Annotated in this window: 6 protein-coding genes and 1 pseudogene; 1 reads left to right on the forward strand and 6 read right to left on the reverse strand. The window is 63.6% G+C overall.

The window, feature by feature from the left end; all coding sequences use genetic code 11:
* Window positions 1–15: 15 nt before the first annotated feature.
* A complete protein-coding gene (locus OID54_RS06985) occupies window positions 16–13,344 on the reverse strand; it encodes a type I polyketide synthase (protein ID WP_329015503.1) in 13,329 nt (4,442 codons plus the stop codon).
* Window positions 13,345–13,560: 216 nt separating this feature from the next.
* Between OID54_RS06985 and OID54_RS06990 the strand changes: the two genes are divergently transcribed.
* A complete protein-coding gene (locus OID54_RS06990) occupies window positions 13,561–14,355 on the forward strand; it encodes an AfsR/SARP family transcriptional regulator (protein WP_329015506.1) in 795 nt (264 codons plus the stop codon).
* A 93-nt stretch (window positions 14,356–14,448) separates the two neighbouring features.
* Here the strand turns inward: OID54_RS06990 and OID54_RS06995 are convergent, their stop codons facing one another.
* From OID54_RS06995 to OID54_RS07015, 5 genes and pseudogenes are all read right to left on the reverse strand, one after another.
* Complete coding sequence (locus OID54_RS06995; protein ID WP_329015508.1) at window positions 14,449–15,198, reverse strand: SDR family oxidoreductase; 750 nt, start codon at window positions 15,196–15,198, stop codon at window positions 14,449–14,451.
* A gap of 200 nt (window positions 15,199–15,398) precedes the next feature.
* Window positions 15,399–16,055, reverse strand: a complete 657-nt coding sequence (locus tag OID54_RS07000; RefSeq protein ID WP_329015511.1) for a response regulator transcription factor — start codon at window positions 16,053–16,055, stop codon at window positions 15,399–15,401.
* Window positions 16,045–16,344 (reverse strand): hypothetical protein, encoded by a 300-nt coding sequence (locus tag OID54_RS07005; RefSeq protein ID WP_329015514.1) that lies wholly within the window; start codon window positions 16,342–16,344, stop codon window positions 16,045–16,047. Before OID54_RS07005 ends, OID54_RS07000 begins: the two co-directional genes overlap by 11 nt.
* A gap of 60 nt (window positions 16,345–16,404) precedes the next feature.
* Window positions 16,405–16,896: pseudogene (locus OID54_RS07010) on the reverse strand (integrase core domain-containing protein); the annotation flags it as partial.
* A 406-nt stretch (window positions 16,897–17,302) separates the two neighbouring features.
* On the reverse strand, window positions 17,303–18,112 hold the full coding sequence (locus OID54_RS07015; RefSeq protein ID WP_329015520.1) for a class I SAM-dependent methyltransferase: 810 nt from the start codon (window positions 18,110–18,112) through the stop codon (window positions 17,303–17,305).
* Window positions 18,113–18,130 lie beyond the last annotated feature (18 nt).

Here is an 18,130-nt window from a genome sequence, read left to right on the forward strand (position 1 = left end):
ATCTCCTCTGCCGCATCAGTTCTCGAGCAGTGCCTGGCTGAGGTGCTGGACCAGGTCGTCCGGTGTCGACTGGCGGAACATCAACGCGGTGTCCAGGCGCAGGCCGGTCGTCGAGTTCAAACGGTTTCGCAGGTTCAGGATGGACAACGAGTCGAACCCGATCTCGCGGAAGATCTGGTTTCGCTGTACTGCGTCCGCCGACTCAAGCCCGAGTACTGCGGAAATCTGCGTGGAGATCAGGTCGAACAGCGTTTGGTCACGGTCGGCTTCCGTCATCGTCACGAGCCGTTGCCGTAGCGATGTCGCCGAGACCGCGCCTCCGCCCGCCGTGCGCTTGCCGGTGGTCTTGACCAGCGACCTGAACGCCGGCGGCAGTTCCTTTCCGGTTCTGGCCTGCCTGGCCAGCTCGGCCAGATCCAACTTCGCCGCAATCAAGACGGGTTCGTTCGCGTGGCAGGCGGTATCGAACAGCGCGACGGCCTCCCGCACCCCCAGCACGCCTACTCCTACGCCCCCGGTACGGGAGGGCGCATCGTACAGCGCCCAGGGCCCCCAGGCCAGCGACACCGCCGGCGCACCGCTTGCCCGGCGCCGTCGAGCAAGCGCGTCCAGCGCAGCCGCCCACGCGGCCGAGGGTGCGCTTCCACTGCCACCGACGGTCCCGGTGAACGAGGAGCACAGGACGAGGGTGGCTTCCCCGACCTCCTCGTCGAGAATCTCCGCGGCACCGACCGTGGCGCGCACCACCTCGGCGAGAGAATCCGGTGTCGAAGGAGCTGTCTCGTCGCTCGGCAGCATCTGCGGTACATGCACGACCATGGTTAGCGGATGCTCCGCGGGCAGCCTACTGATCAGCTCGCGTAGCGCCGTGCGGTCGCTTGAATCACACGCCACGGTGGTGACGGTGGCACCCAGCGCGATGAGTTCCGCGGTCAGCACGGGCGCCTCGGTGCCGGTGAGCACTAGGCGCCGCACTCCGCGCTCGGCGACCAAGTGCCGGGCCAGTCGTGCGCCCATGGCTGTGGTTCCGCCGGTGATCAGCGTTGTGCCCTCGTCCTTGGCGACCTGTTTCATGTCAACCATCGGCTTGCACGGCGCAAGTCGTGGCACCCTGGCCTGGCCCTCGCGCAGAGCCATCTGTGATTCGCCGGAGATGATGGCCCTCGGTAGCGCACGCCACGACGCCTCGTCGCCGTCCATGTCGGTGAGTATGAACCGTCCAGGGTTCTCCACCTGTGCGGATCGGATCTCCCCCCACACAGCGGCGGCGGCGAGATCGGTGCCGGCACGGTCAAATGCCGGTACCGCGGATGTGGTGAGGAATACCGCAGTCACCCTGGCGAGCGCTGGGGTCGTTAGCAGGGTGTCCAGCAGGCGTACTGTCTCCCTCACGGTGGTGGCAATCTCCGCGCCTGTTGGCACGGTGAACACCAGGTAGTCCGGCACGTCCCCGCCAGTGTCGGCCAGGGCGTCCAGTCCCGGGTACGCCTGGGCGTGACCGCCTGCAACCGTCAGCCCTGCCAGGGCGGAGAGTGGATCTGTGCCTACGACCGCCCAGTTCGCCTTGCGCGGCAGCGACTTCGTGGCGTGGTCGACCCACGTCTCCCGGTACAGAGCGTCGAGTTGCGCAACGGTGGCAGCCTGTAGCTCTTTCGAATCGATGGGAGTGTTACCAACCTCCAGCTCAGCGACCGGATCGCCCACGGTGTCGGCCAGCATTATCGACACCGAGCCGGTGCGGCTCGGGCTGATCCGTACGCGCAGTGCTGTCGCACCGACCGCGTGGACAGCGACTCCACGCCACGACGTCGCCAACCGAGGACCCTCAGTGCATGCGGCGTGGAGTGTGGAGTCGAGTAGTGCGGGGTGGATGTTGTAGGTGTCGGGGTCGGTGGGGAGGGTGATCTCGGCGTAGATGTGGTCGTTGTGGCGCCACATCTGTTGCAGCCCTTGGAAGGTTGCGCCGTAGTGGTATCCGTAGGTGGCGAGGGTGTCATAGGAGACATCGACGGGCTGCGCACCGGCCGGGGGCCAGGCGGTGAGGTCCCAGTCCGGTGAAGGTGTGTCGATGTCGAGGATGCCTGTGGCGTGGCAGGTCCAGGACAGATCAGTGCTCGTGTCTGGACGTGCGTCGATCCGTATGGGTCGTGCGCCATCGCTTGTGAGGGACTCGCTCACCTCCACACGCAGCCGTATCGCACCGTGTTCAGGCAGTATGAGCGGGCTCTGCACGGTCAATTCACGGATGCTGCCGCAATCAACCCGGTCAGCGGCATGGACCGCCAACTCAACGAACACAGCGCCGGGTAACACGACGGTGCCGGCGACTTCGTGGTCGGCCAGCCAAGGATGAGTAGCCAAGGAAATCCGACCGGTGAAGACCATACTGGCTGCACCCTCGGTAAGAGCACCGAGCAGTGGATGGCCAGCTGCCGTCAATCCAACAGCCCCAACATCACGCCGATTCGCGTCGGGGGCCAACCAGTAGTGCGTTCGCTGGAAAGGATAGGTCGGCAGGGTGACATGACGGCCAGCACGCGGATGCCCAGGAATGCAATGGGTGGACGCACCGGCAGTGAAAGCATCACCGACGGAACGCAGAAAACTGCTCAGGTCACCATTGTCCCGACGCAATGTCCCGATGCTGCGAGCGGAAACATGCGTACTGTCAATGGTGTCCTGCACCCCCGGAACCAGAACCGGGTGAGCACTGGACTCGACAAAAATGTCATAGCCATCAGCCAGAAGCAGCCGCGTGACAGCTTCGAACTCAACAGTGCCACGAAGATTGCGGAACCAGTAATCGGCATCCAACTCGATGGTGTCGACACGCCGCCCAGTAACCGTGGAATAGAAGTGAACATCACTGGCCCGAGGCTCGATCGGCGCCAGCAACTCCACCACCTGATCACGAATCCTATCGACGTGCCAGGAATGCGACGCGTAATCCACCGGAACTCTCCAGGTGCGTACACCCTCCACTTCAAAACGGGCCTCCAACTGATCGAGATCCTGCGCACCACCAGAAACAACAGTAGAACCAGGGCCATTAACCGCAGCAATCTCAATATCACCACCCCATTCTTCCAAATGGGACCGCACCTGGTCGACCGACAACGCAATCGAAACCATCCCACCCTGCCCAGCCACCGCACGAATGGCCTGACTCCGCAACGCCACAACACGAGCCGCATCATCCAACGACAACGCACCAGCAACACAAGCCGCAGCAATCTCCCCCTGCGAATGCCCCACCACCGCATCCGGCTCCAACCCATGGAACCGCCACAAGGCAGCCAACGAAACCATCACCGCAAACAACGCCGGCTGCACCACATCCACCCGCGTCAACAACGACGCACCATCATCCGTCAACAAAACCTCCAACAAGTCCCAATCAACATAAGCAGACAAAGCAGACGCACACTCATCAAGACGCGCCCGAAACACCGGAGCAGACACATACAAATCACGAGCCATCGCATCCCACTGCGAACCCTGCCCCGGAAACACCAACACCGCCCTACCAACACCAGCAATCCCCGTCACCACATCATCGACAGAAACACCACCCGCAAGAGACAACAACCCCGCCACCAACTGCTCACGACTCGAACCAACCACAACACCACGATGCTCAAACGCAGTACGCCCCGCCAACGTCACCGCAACATCCACAGCCGACAACCCAGAGTCAACAACCGCAGCAACCTCCCCCGCATACGCCCGCAACGCCACCTCACTCCGCGCCGACAACACCCACCCAACCTCCCCCACCCGTGACGCCTGCTCCACCCCGAGCGCCTGCACCTCCCGTAGCGCCTGCTCCTCCTGCGGCGCCTGCTCCAAGATCACATGCGCATTGGTGCCGCTGATACCAAACGACGACACCCCGGCCCGACGCGGCCGACCCGTCTCAGGCCACTCACGCAACTCCGTGAGCAACCGCACTCCCCCAACACTCCAATCCACATGAGACGTCGGCTCATCAACATGCAACGTCGGAGGCAACACACCACGACGCAACGCCTCCACCATCTTGATCACACCACCAACCCCAGCCGCCGCCATAGTGTGACCAATATTCGACTTCAACGAACCCAACCACAACGGCCGATCCTGAGAATGCTCACGCCCATACGTAGCCAACAACGCCTGCGCCTCAATCGGATCACCAAGCTCCGTACCCGTCCCATGCCCTTCAACCACATCGACATCAGCACCAGAAAGCCCAGCACTAGACAACGCCCCCCGAATCACCCGCTGCTGCGACGGCCCATTCGGCGCAGTCAACCCATTCGAAGCACCATCCTGATTCACCGCCGAACCCCGCAACACCGCCAACACCCGATGCCCATTCGCCCGAGCATCAGACAGACGCTCAACCACCACCAAACCCGCCCCCTCACCCCAACCAGTCCCATCAGCCGACGACGCAAACGCCTTACACCGCCCATCAACAGACAACCCACGCTGCCGAGAAAACTCCACCAACACTCCGGGTGAAGACATCACACTCACACCACCAGCCACCGCCAAAGCACACTCACCACCCCGCACCGCCTGAACAGCCAAATGCAACGCAACCAACGACGACGAACACGCCGTATCCACCGTCACCGCCGGCCCCTCCAAACCAAGGAAGTACGCCAACCGACCAGACGTAACACTACCGCTGACACCCGTAAGTAGCAGCCCGTCAGCCTCCGACGAACCCTCGTGCATCGGTGGCCCATACTCCTGGGACAACGCACCGACGAACACGCCGGTGTTGCTGCCACGCAGCGACCCAGGCTCGATCCCCGCATCCTCCAACGTCTGCCACGCGGTCTCCAGCAGCAACCGCTGCTGCGGATGCATCGCCAGCGCCTCACGAGGCGAAATCCCGAAGAACCCGGCGTCGAATTTCCCCGCGTCGTCGAGGAAGTAGCCCTTGTCGACGTAGCTCTTGCCCGTCCGGCCCGGGTCCGTGTCGAACAGGTTGTCCAAGTCCCAGCCACGATCTCGCGGCAGCCCACCAACGGCATCCCGCCCCGACCTCACCAACTCCCACAAACCGTCCGGCGACGACGCGCCACCAGGAAACCGGCAACCCATTCCCACGACAACGACCGGATCGTCGTCCGCTGCCGAAGCGGGCGCTGCAACCACCGGAGTCACGGCCTCGGTACTCCCGCCCACCAGCTTCTCGCGCAGGAGCGCAGCGAGTGTGGACGGGGTCGGGTGGTCGAACACCACGGTGGCCGACAGCCTCAGTCCGGTTGCTTCGTTGAGCCGCTTGCGGAGCTCCACTGCGGATAGCGAGTCGAGGCCGATCTCCCTGAACGCAACGGCCGGCTGTACGGAATCGGCGGCGGCATGGCCGAGCACAGTGGCAGTGTGGGAGCGCACCAGATCGAGCAGCTCGCGATTGACATCCTCGGCTGGGCGACCGGCCAGCCGGTCGGCAAGCGTCGAGCCGGTCACAGTAGCCGCGCTCGCCGTGCGCCGCCCCCGGACCAGTCCGCGCAGCACCTCCGGAAGGCTCGCCTGCGTGACCAGTGCACGCAGCCCGTTCAGGTCGAGTGCAGCCAGTGTCGCGGTGGCCTCACCGCCGGCGAAAGCAGCGTCGAACAGCGCGACGCCTTCGTCCGATGGCAACGGTTTCAGGCCCATGCGTGCCATTCGCGAGATGTCAGCATCGTCCAGGTCACCGGTCAATTCGCTGCGCTCGCTCCAGAAACCCCATGCGAGCGAGTTCGCCGGCAGGCCGATGGCGCGACGGTGTTGGGCAAGCGCGTCGAGGAACACGTTCGCGGCGGCGTAGTTTCCCTGGCCCGCATTGCCGATCGTGCCCATGATCGAGGAGAACAGCACGAACGCGGACAGCCCGAGGTCTCGGGTCAGGTCGTGCAGGTTCCACGCGGCGTCCAGCTTCGGCGTCAGGACGGCGTCAAGCCTTTCCGGCGTCATTCCGGAGATCAGCCCGTCATGGAGGGTACCTGCGGCGTGAACCACACCGGTGAGCGGCTGCTTTACTGGGATTCCCGCGAGCAGTGTGGAAAGGGCTGCCCGGTCGGCCACGTTGCACGCAGCAACCGCTACCTCGGCGCCTAGCCCGGACAGCTCGGCAACCAAGTCCGCGGCGCCAGGAGCATCCAGTCCACGCCGCGAAACGAGCAACAGGTTGCGCACCCCGTGTTTCGTGACCAAGTGCCGGGCGAACAGCCTGCCGAGTGTTCCAGTACCGCCGGTGATCAACACGGTGCCGTCGGTGCCCCACCGTGACAGCGGCTCCGGTTCGCTCCTGCCCTCGCGATCCGACCGCCAAGGCCCACCTTCCGGTTCCCGTAGTCGGTCTTGGGAACCCTCCTTGGCCAATCTCGGTACCACGACCTGCCCATCACGCAGCGCGAACTGGGTGGCAGCACCGGCCAGCGCGGATGGCAGCGCGGCAAGCGAGCGATCATCACCGTCCACATCGACCAGGACCAGCCGGCCAGGATTCTCGTTCTGCGCGGAGCGGAGCAGCCCCCAGAGGGGCGCGGCGGAAAGGTTCGGTGCGGGCTCACTGTCTTCGGTCATCACCGCACGCCGGGTCACCACGACCAGCCGTGCATCCGCGAACCGATCGTCGAGCACCCATGCCTGGACCAGATCGAGCGCACCGTACAGCGCCGCGCGGGCGGCTCTCGGGACATCGGTCACGTCGTCACCTTCGATGCACACGACGACGTCGGACGAACCTCCGGGTATTTCGGATAGGTCGGCGAACTCTTGCCAGTCAACATCGGCTTCTGTCGCAGAACGGAGGCCGAACAGGTCTTGGCCGAGCTGCGAGAGCTCAGTGGGCGGTACTGGGTCCACCGCCGGCGCGGGGATCCATTCCAGGCGCAGCATGGAGCCTCGGTTCACGACCGGAGAACCGAGGTCGGCGAGGTCGGCCGGAAGCATGGCGAGGGACGCCACCTCGGCCACCGGCATGCCAGCACCGTCCGCCGCACGTAGCCGTAGCGCGTTGTCCCCTACCGTCGTCACCGATACGCGTAGCGCGGAGGCACCGGAAGCGTGCAGCGTTGCGCCTTCCCAGGCGTACGGCAGTCGTATCCGGCCGTCGTTCGGCAGGACCTGGCTCATCAGTGCGGCGTGGAGTGTGGAGTCGAGTAGTGCGGGGTGGATGTTGTAGGTGTCGGGGTCGGTGGGGAGGGTGATCTCGGCGTAGATGTGGTCGTTGTGGCGCCACATCTGTTGCAGCCCTTGGAAGGTTGCGCCGTAGTGGTATCCGTAGGTGGCGAGGGTGTCATAGGAGACATCGACGGGCTGCGCACCGGCCGGGGGCCAGGCGGTGAGGTCCCAGTCCGGTGAAGGTGTGTCGATGTCGAGGATGCCTGTGGCGTGGCAGGTCCAGGACAGATCAGTGCTCGTGTCTGGACGTGCGTCGATCCGTATGGGTCGTGCGCCATCGCTTGTGAGGGACTCGCTCACCTCCACACGCAGCCGTATCGCACCGTGTTCAGGCAGTATGAGCGGGCTCTGCACGGTCAATTCACGGATGCTGCCGCAATCAACCCGGTCAGCGGCATGGACCGCCAACTCAACGAACACAGCGCCGGGTAACACGACGGTGCCGGCGACTTCGTGGTCGGCCAGCCAAGGATGAGTAGCCAAGGAAATCCGACCGGTGAAGACCATACTGGCTGCACCCTCGGTAAGAGCACCGAGCAGTGGATGGCCAGCTGCCGTCAATCCAACAGCCCCAACATCACGCCGATTCGCGTCGGGGGCCAACCAGTAGTGCGTTCGCTGGAAAGGATAGGTCGGCAGGGTGACATGACGGCCAGCACGCGGATGCCCAGGAATGCAATGGGTGGACGCACCGGCAGTGAAAGCATCACCGACGGAACGCAGAAAACTGCTCAGGTCACCATTGTCCCGACGCAATGTCCCGATGCTGCGAGCGGAAACATGCGTACTGTCAATGGTGTCCTGCACCCCCGGAACCAGAACCGGGTGAGCACTGGACTCGACAAAAATGTCATAGCCATCAGCCAGAAGCAGCCGCGTGACAGCTTCGAACTCAACAGTGCCACGAAGATTGCGGAACCAGTAATCGGCATCCAACTCGATGGTGTCGACACGCCGCCCAGTAACCGTGGAATAGAAGTGAACATCACTGGCCCGAGGCTCGATCGGCGCCAGCAACTCCACCACCTGATCACGAATCCTATCGACGTGCCAGGAATGCGACGCGTAATCCACCGGAACTCTCCAGGTGCGTACACCCTCCACTTCAAAACGGGCCTCCAACTGATCGAGATCCTGCGCACCACCAGAAACAACAGTAGAACCAGGGCCATTAACCGCAGCAATCTCAATATCACCACCCCATTCTTCCAAATGGGACCGCACCTGGTCGACCGACAACGCAATCGAAACCATCCCACCCTGCCCAGCCACCGCACGAATGGCCTGACTCCGCAACGCCACAACACGAGCCGCATCATCCAACGACAACGCACCAGCAACACAAGCCGCAGCAATCTCCCCCTGCGAATGCCCCACCACCGCATCCGGCTCCAACCCATGGAACCGCCACAAGGCAGCCAACGAAACCATCACCGCAAACAACGCCGGCTGCACCACATCCACCCGCGTCAACAACGACGCACCATCATCCGTCAACAAAACCTCCAACAAGTCCCAATCAACATAAGCAGACAAAGCAGACGCACACTCATCAAGACGCGCCCGAAACACCGGAGCAGACACATACAAATCACGAGCCATCGCATCCCACTGCGAACCCTGCCCCGGAAACACCAACACCGCCCTACCAACACCAGCAATCCCCGTCACCACATCATCGACAGAAACACCACCCGCAAGAGACAACAACCCCGCCACCAACTGCTCACGACTCGAACCAACCACAACACCACGATGCTCAAACGCAGTACGCCCCGCCAACGTCACCGCAACATCCACAGCCGACAACCCAGAGTCAACAACCGCAGCAACCTCCCCCGCATACGCCCGCAACGCCACCTCACTCCGCGCCGACAACACCCACCCAACCTCCCCCACCCGTGACGCCTGCTCCACCCCGAGCGCCTGCACCTCCCGTAGCGCCTGCTCCTCCTGCGGCGCCTGCTCCAAGATCACATGCGCATTGGTGCCGCTGATACCAAACGACGACACCCCGGCCCGACGCGGCCGACCCGTCTCAGGCCACTCACGCAACTCCGTGAGCAACCGCACTCCCCCAACACTCCAATCCACATGAGACGTCGGCTCATCAACATGCAACGTCGGAGGCAACACACCACGACGCAACGCCTCCACCATCTTGATCACACCACCAACCCCAGCCGCCGCCATAGTGTGACCAATATTCGACTTCAACGAACCCAACCACAACGGCCGATCCTGAGAATGCTCACGCCCATACGTAGCCAACAACGCCTGCGCCTCAATCGGATCACCAAGCTCCGTACCCGTCCCATGCCCTTCAACCACATCGACATCAGCACCAGAAAGCCCAGCACTAGACAACGCCCCCCGAATCACCCGCTGCTGCGACGGCCCATTCGGCGCAGTCAACCCATTCGAAGCACCATCCTGATTCACCGCCGAACCCCGCAACACCGCCAACACCCGATGCCCATTCGCCCGAGCATCAGACAGACGCTCAACCACCACCAAACCCGCCCCCTCACCCCAACCAGTCCCATCAGCCGACGACGCAAACGCCTTACACCGCCCATCAACAGACAACCCACGCTGCCGAGAAAACTCCACCAACATCCCAGGTGAAGACATCACACTCACACCACCAGCCACCGCCAAAGCACACTCACCACCCCGCACCGCCTGAACAGCCAAATGCAACGCAACCAACGACGACGAACACGCCGTATCCACCGTCACCGCCGGCCCCTCCAAACCAAGGAAGTACGCCAACCGACCAGACGTAACACTACCGCTGACACCCGTGAGCACATATCCATCGACTCCGCCGTACGGACTGTCAAGCCGCGGGCCGTAGTCACCCGCCATGGCCCCGACGAACACGCCAGTGTTGCTGCCACGCAGCGACCCAGGCTCGATCCCCGCATCCTCCAACGTCTGCCACGCGGTCTCCAGCAGCAACCGCTGCTGCGGATCCATCGCCAGCGCCTCACGAGGCGAAACCCCGAAGAACCCAGCGTCAAATCCGGCGATGTCGTCGAGGAATCCGCCATGCTGAACGTACGTTCGTCCAGAGGTCGATGGGTCCGTGTCGAACAGGTTGTCCAAGTCCCAGCCACGATCTCGCGGCAGCCCACCAACGGCATCCCGCCCCGACCTCACCAACTCCCACAAATCGTCCGGCGACGACGCGCCACCAGGAAACCGGCAACCCATTCCCACGACAACGACCGGATCGTCGGCGTCGCCATCGCTGGGTGCCTGGATGCTCACCGCATCACCCGCGTCGCTCTGCCCGTTGAGCTCTGCATGCAGGTACGCCGCGAGCCGGTCAGGCGTGGGATGGTCGAACACCAGCGATCCGGAGAGGACCAGACCCAACTCCCTGGAAAGGCCGGCGCACAACTCGGCCGCGGTGAGTGAGGTCAACCCAAGGTCCTTGAACGACGTCAGCGGGGTCATGTCCGCGGCGTGATACCCGAGGGTAGCCGCGAGATGCGCACGCACCATGTCGAGCAAGCCAGCGTGGTCGCGTATGTGCGCCGGCTCCGCCGCGTTTGTGACCTCGCGCGCTTCGCCGATCCAGTGTCGGCTGCGCTGAAAGGCGTAGGTCGGCAGCGCGATCCGACGGCCGCCGTTCAACAGGGGCGCCCAGTCCACTCCCGCCCCCGTGGCATGCATGGTAGCGAGCGCCCTCAGCAGGGTACGGGCTTCCGCCCGCCCTGTGCGCATCGTGGACACCGCCGCCGCAGGTACCTGTTCGGCAAGCGTTTCTCGAACCATGCCGATAAGTACGGGGTCGGGTCCGAGCTCAAGATATCGGGAAACGCCCACGTCTCGCAGGGTGCGGATGCCATCAGCGAAGCGAACGGTGCCGCGGATCTGACGTGCCCAGCGGGCCGGGTCGGTCAGCTCGTCCGTGGTTGCGGGGAGCCCGGTGAGGTTCGAGATGATGGGGATCCGAGGAGCGTGAAAGGACAGCCCACGAATGGCGTCGGTGAACTCGTCCAGGATCTCGTCAAGATGGTGGGAGTGGAATGCATGGCTGACGTTCAGCCGCCTGCTCTTCGCTCCCTTGGCACGGAAGGATTCCGCCATCGCAAGGACCGGGTCGGTATCACCCGAGATCACAACCGAACCGGGCCCATTTACAGCGGCAATGCTCACCCCGGACGCAGGCAGCAACACCCGGACGTCGCCCTCGTCTGCGTTGATGGCCACCATCGCCCCATCGGAGGGCACCGCCTGCATCAACCGTCCGCGTGCAGCGACGAGCGTGCAGGCGTCGGCCAGCGACAGCACCCCTGAGACATGCGCGGCAGTGACCTCACCGATCGAATGTCCGATCAAATGCTGTGGATGTAATCCAAACGACTCCACCAGCCTGAAGAGCGCCGTCTCCAGTGCGAACAGCGCCGCCTGCGTGTACCGGGTCTGACCGAGCAGGTCTGCATCGGACCATACGATCTCCCGCAACCCTCTGCCCAGCAGCGGATCCAGTTCCGCGCACACGGCATCGAAGGACTCAGCGAACGTCGGAAATTGTGCATACAGATCCCGGCCCATGCCAATTCGCTGCGCTCCCTGCCCGGTGAACAGGAATGCCGTATCGCCCTCGGAGACCACACCGGACACGACATTCGGCGTCAGCTCGTTCGATGCTAGCTCGGTCAGGCCAGCACCCAACTCGGCCGCGCCGGCGCCGATCACAACGGCGCGGTGCACGAATGTGGCGCGGGTTGTCGCTAGCGAGAATCCGATGTCGAGTGGATTCGGATCGTCTTGCAGGGCAACGTATCCGCCCAGCTGCTCGGCCTGGGCACGTAGTGCCTGCACAGTGTTGCCGGACACCAGCCACGGGATCTCGCCCGCATTCTCGGGGTGACTCTCCTCGACCGGCGACGGATCCGGAGCTTGGGCGAGGACCAGATGGCAGTTCGTCCCACCCATCCCGAACGAAGACACCCCGGCCACTCGCGTCCCGGCGTCCGGCCATTCGCGTAGCTCGGCAGCGACCTCGATGCCCCAGTCGGTGAATGGGATGTCGTCCGGAGGAGCGGTGAAGTTCAGACTCGCCGGCACCTGCCCACGCTGGAGGGACAGTGCCGCCTTGATGAAGCCGGCGATCCCCGCCGCTCCCTCCAGATGCCCTACGTTGGTCTTTGCCGACCCCACCACCAACGGCCGATCCCGGTTGGCGAAGACCGCAGCCAGCGCCGCCGACTCCACTCGGTCCCCCACCGGCGTGCCGGTGCCGTGCAGCTCCACGTATCCCACCTGGGTGGAGTCCACTCCTGCCGCAAGGAGTGCGGCCCGCAGCAACTCCTCCTGCCCCGCCTGGCTCGGTGTGGTCAGCTGTTCGCCACCGCCGTCATTGTTCACCGCGCCGCCGCGAATCACGCACACCACATCGTGGCCGAGCGCAATGGCGTCCGCCAACCGCATGAGCACCACCATGCCAGCGCCCTCGCCGCGCACATAGCCGTTGGCGCGCACGTCGAACGTGTAGCACCGGCCGTCCGGCGACAGCGCGCCGAACTCGCTCGCGGTTGCCGTCGACTCCGGCGCAAGGATCAAGTTGACCCCACCCGCCAGCGCCCACTCCGACTCTCCACGACGCACGCTCTCGTACGCCTGGTGCACAGCTACCAAAGCCGAGGACTGCGCGGAATCCACGACCATACTCGGGCCGGATAGGCCCAGGAAGAACGAGATTCGGTTCGCGAGGATGCCTCGCTGGAGCGCGGAGAGAGTGAAGCTGTCGATCGCTCCCACGCCCTGGTCGTGCACCAGCCCGGCGTAGTCGTCTCCCATCGTCCCAAGGAAGACACCCGCCCGATTGCCGCGGACCACCGACGGGGCGATTCCGCCATGCTCAAGGGCTTCCCAAGCCAGTTCCAGCATGAGTCGCTGCCGCGGGTCCATTGCCGCGGCTTCGCGTGGCGACACCCCGAAGAAGCCCGCATCGAAGTCCGCGATCCCATCGATCAGCCCTGCCCTGCCAACCCGCGCGCCGACGTGCACGGTGCGGTCGGGTGGAATCTCGTCGACAGCCTCCCGTCCAGCCGCAAGCAGGTCCCAGTACGCTTCAGGGGAGTTCGCGCCCGGAAGACGGCACGACAGACCGACCACCGCGACGACGTCCTGACCAATCGTTTTCACGAAGTTCTCTGTCATGACAGCGGATTCTCACTCTGCTCTCGGGAGGCTCGACCGGTGCCGCCGCACGCAACTCTCTTGTCCGCGGCAATGGAACGAAGGTTGTAGTCTCGGCGACCCAACACGGTCACCGGTGTTGGACCTTCGCCCCGAAGCATTGCTTGCAGGGCAAAGGGATCGGCAGAGTCTGGATCGAGGCCAGTCCCAACGTGCATCGTGTGGAGGCATTCGTCCGTGTTGCGATTCCATGTACTCGGCCGCCTAACCGTCACCAACGATCTGGGCGACTGCACACCGACCGCGCCAATGGCGCGGCGTGTGCTGGCGCAGCTACTCCTGTGCGCGAACACCACTGTCATGCTCGACGCAATCATTGACGAACTGTGGGGGGACAAGCCTCCGAAGAGCGCCGTCCCCACCGCACAGACATACATCTACCAGCTGCGACGACAGTTCGAGCCGTGGGTGCCGGACAATACAGTCGAACAGGTGCTCGCCACATGCGGCACCGGCTACATGCTCCGAGTGGACCCGAACCTGCTCGACCTGGGCTCGTTCCTCCGGCTTGCCAAGCAGGGCCACACCGCGCTTGCCGCGGGTGATCCGGCCGCGGCGGCGCGACTGCTGCGGCAGGCGCTCGACCTCTGGTCGGGACCGGCACTCGCCGACGTCACGGCCGGCCCGTCGATCCAAGCGCACATCGTCCATCTCACGGAGCAGCGGGCGCATACCGTTGAACTGCGGATCCAGGCCGATGCAATGCTGGGGCGGCATCGGGAACTCGTTGGAGAGCTGAAGGCCATGCTGTTGGTAGACCCGCTCAACGAGTGGTACCACGCCCAGTTGATCAAGGCGCTGGCCTCCAGCGGTCGACGAAACGAATCGCTGGTCGCCTACCAACACCTACGCAGGACACTGTCGACCGAGCTCGGGCTCGACCCGTCGCAGGTGTTACAAGAGCTGCACCAAGAGATCCTCGGCGGACGCGACTCCTGGTCGGACTGGGGGGTGTCGGAGAAGCCCCTTTAAGCGCAATCCCCTTGGTAGACCCGGTTGTGCGAGGAGGCCCGGTGACGGGTCGAGGACCGCTGGCAGCCGATCCTCGACCGCACCGGCGCCGTGTTACCTGTTGTGGAGTAACCGGCCGCCATCGACGACAAGGGTGTGCCCGGTTATCCAGGACGCATCGTCCGAGAGCAGGAAGGCCACGGCCGCACCAACATCAGCGGGTTCACCAAGTCGCTTCAGCGGGACCGAGCGAACCACCTTGTCTTCCCTGCCTTCGACGTTCACCCTGGTGAAATCGGTGAGTACAGTGCCGGCCGCGACGCCGTTCACCCGAACCCCAGGCGCGAGCTCGTTCGCCATCTGTTGGGTGAAATGGTTCAGCGCCGCCTTGGCCGTCCCGTATGAGGTGCCGTCGGGAACGGCGAGCTTGCTGGCAATCGAGGATATGTTGACGATGGCGCCGCCATGCTCGCCGAGCCAGCCGTGCCAGGCTGCCTGGACCCAAGTCAGCGCAGTGATCAGGTTGATGTCGATGGTGCGCTGGTACGCCGCCACATCGATGTCGACCAACCGACGCCCATCCCTCTCCGTACCGCCGACGTTGTTCACCAACAGATCGAGTGAACCGAATCGGTCCACGGCAGTCGCCACCGCGATCCGCTGATGTTCGGGATCGTTGGCCTCGCCCGCAACGCCGACGGCACGTTCATCGCCGAGTAGGGCGGCTGCCTCGCGCAGTTTGTCTTCACTGCGCGAGGTGATCACAACGTTCGCACCCCGCTCGACCAACGCCCTGGCGATGCCGAAGCCAATGCCGGTCCGACCTCCGGTCACCAGCGCAGTCTTGCCGTTTAAGCTTGTCACAGTCTACGAGCCTCTCCTCGAGTGGTGCCTCAGCTATTTCCGGATTACCGTCCCCGAGAGCGGGGAACAAAGGCTCTCCAGAAATTGATTAGACCAGCACCAGGAGACGGCAACAACCCAATGATGCACCGCGTATTTCGATACTCTTGTCAGCCACGAATGCGCCACGACCAGCTCTCCAACGTGCTCACGCAACAGCTTTATCCGGCGCGGGCGATGAGGCCGTTGGAGATCGCCTTGTTGACCGCGTCGAGTCGCGAACGGGCCCCCAGCTTTGTGAAGATGGTCCCCAGGTGACGCTTGACCGTACCCTCAGCAATGGTCAGTCGACGTGAGATCTGACGATTACTCATGGCCTTGCTCACCAAGGTCAGGATCTCCAGCTCCCGCTTGGTGAGCGTCTCAGGGTAGTTCGACGCCGAGGCAATGTAGGTCAGCGCCTCAGCGGAAACGTGCAGCACGATGCGGATGTCGTCCGCGCAAACCGCGCGGATACTGGACACCAGGTCGGTCCGACTCACCGACTTGTTCAGATAGCCACGGACGCCGCAATCGAGTAGTTGACGCACCAGCAGCGGATCTTCACGCATGCTGACGATCAGGACTCTGGCGTTCGGGGATATCGAACGGATGGCATGCACAGTCTCGGTGGCCGACCCGTCAGGAATACTCACGTCAAGCAATACGACGTCGGGCTGTTCGGTCATACAGTGCAAAATGCCAGATGCACCGCTGGCGGCGTCGCCGACTACGGCCATGTCCGGTTCCGTGTCAAGCGCCTCGCGCACCACCTCGCGCAGCAGCGTATGGTTGTCGATCAGTACGATTCTTAACCGACCGTCGCGGTCAGGCTGCATGGCCTGCCCCCGATTGGGGTGATGAATTCCACGACGGTATCGAAATTCCAGGGACGTTGTGAACCAAGACTCGGCGATTGACCAACCGGGCTCGCTCCGCAGCGGATTCGAGCGCCTTGGCATTCGTAACCGAAAATTCTCCGATTTCCACTTGCATTTCGCTGCGACAGGCGCGAATGGAGATGCTCTCCAGTTCCTGAATGATATTATCGAGCGCGAGCTCCGCATTTCCCGCTAATAACAATGCCGCAGAAGGCGCCATTAATCCCCCCCACATGTTTGCTGGCATGCGACATACGGTAGTCCGCGGCCCTGCCTCCTGACAAGATTGATGTTGGGCGATCACGTGCTAGGTGTATTGACCCGCAACGTTGTTGACGCGGCTGATGAGCGGTTTGCCGGCCAGTGCGGTGTGGCAGCGGTGGTGGTTGTAGGTGTGGAGGAAGTCTGCCAGGGCTTCGGTCCGCTCGTCGTTTGAGGTGTATGGCCGCAGGTAGGCCCACTCGTCGAGGTGGGTGCGGTTGAAGCGTTCGACTTTGCCGTTGGTCTGCGGCCTGTAGGGGCGGGTGAGTTTCCCGCTCGCGCCGAGGTCGGCCAGGACGGCCTTCCAGGCCAGGCCCTTCCGGTAGGCCCAGGCGTTGTCCGTCAGGACCCGCTCGATGCGTTTGATGCCGTGAGAGCGGAAGAACGCGGCCGCGTTCTCCAGGAAGGCCGCGCAGGTTGCGACTCTCTCGTCGGGGTGGATCTCGCTGTAGGCCAGGCGGGAGTGGTCGTCGACGGCGGAGTCGACATGCGCGACCTGGCGGCCGGAGCGGACACGCTCGACCAGCAGTCGCCTACCGAAGACAGTCAGCCGAGCATTACGGTGGGACACAAAGACCTCCGTGCGGTGAGTTCCTAGACAGCTCCCACCACACCGGGGGTCTTCGTCATGCTCAAAACCTGTCAGGTGTCAACAACGCCCGTGATCAATACAGCTAGGCTGCTTCGCTCGCAACGCCCCGAACAGGGAGGGGCCACCGTGCAACTCTCGGGGAGAACAGTGAAGTTCGACCCTGAGGTGCACGATGGCCTTTTCCCAGTCTGACCTGCTGCTACTTCGATTCAATACATGGGGCGGACGGAGTCGGGACGCACACAGCGAATGCCTTGCCCCTGCCGCGGCTGTGACCGCCACGGGCAGCTGGCCCCGCCAGAACTCTTGGGCACCTACCTTCCGGGTACGGCCTGTTTTGTATTGCCCATCCTCACTTCGGCACCCGAACAACGGTCGTGTACGTGTGGTTGGTCGCCATCTCAAACTCGGGATTCAGAAGCGTCTCTCGGATCACGACGAGGTCAGTGGCGGTCAGATTGGTTTCGCTCAGCAGGAAGGACTCCAGCATGCTGGAGTGCAGCCGAGCAAGCAGCGCGGTCGGTTTTCCGCCTTCTCCCGGCGCCTGATAGTCCCGAACCGCGATGTCCCGATAGCCGGCGGCAGAGAGCACGTCCCGCGTACGCGACGCCCAGTCAAAGTCCATACCGGTCTGTCCGGCGAGTTTGTGCACGCCATCATGGTAGTCCTGGAAGATTCGCGCCGTGTATTCGTCAACGGGAGACTTGATCAAGCTCTCGTCGGCGCAACCGCAGTACCAGTCGGTGAGCACCAGCGCACCGCCCGGCCGCAGATGTTCAGCCAGCCTTGCCGCGATGGCCTCCTTGTCAGCCAAATGCATCAACACCAGCCGGGCGTGAATCAAGTCGAACTTCGGCTCGGGCCACGGGTCACTGGTGAGGTCGTGACGGATCGCCTCGATCCGTGGATGGTTGGGCACGTGCTGCGGTTTGATGTCGCTGGCCACCACATGTCCGGACGTTCCCACCCTGGCGGCCAACCAGCGGGCGACGGAGCCGTCCCCGGCACCCACCTCCCAGCAACGCCAACCGTGACCGACACGTACTTCCTCGCCCAGGGCGCTGAACGTCTCCCGGTTGAGGATCTCGGAGAGGAGAGTCAGCTGCTCGGTTGCTACCGGCGCGTCGTTGTCGAAGCGTTGCTTGTGCTCTGTGCTGTACATGTGCGTCTCCTCGTTGAA

The organism is Streptomyces sp. NBC_00690, from assembly GCF_036226685.1.
Lineage (GTDB): Bacteria > Actinomycetota > Actinomycetes > Streptomycetales > Streptomycetaceae > Streptomyces.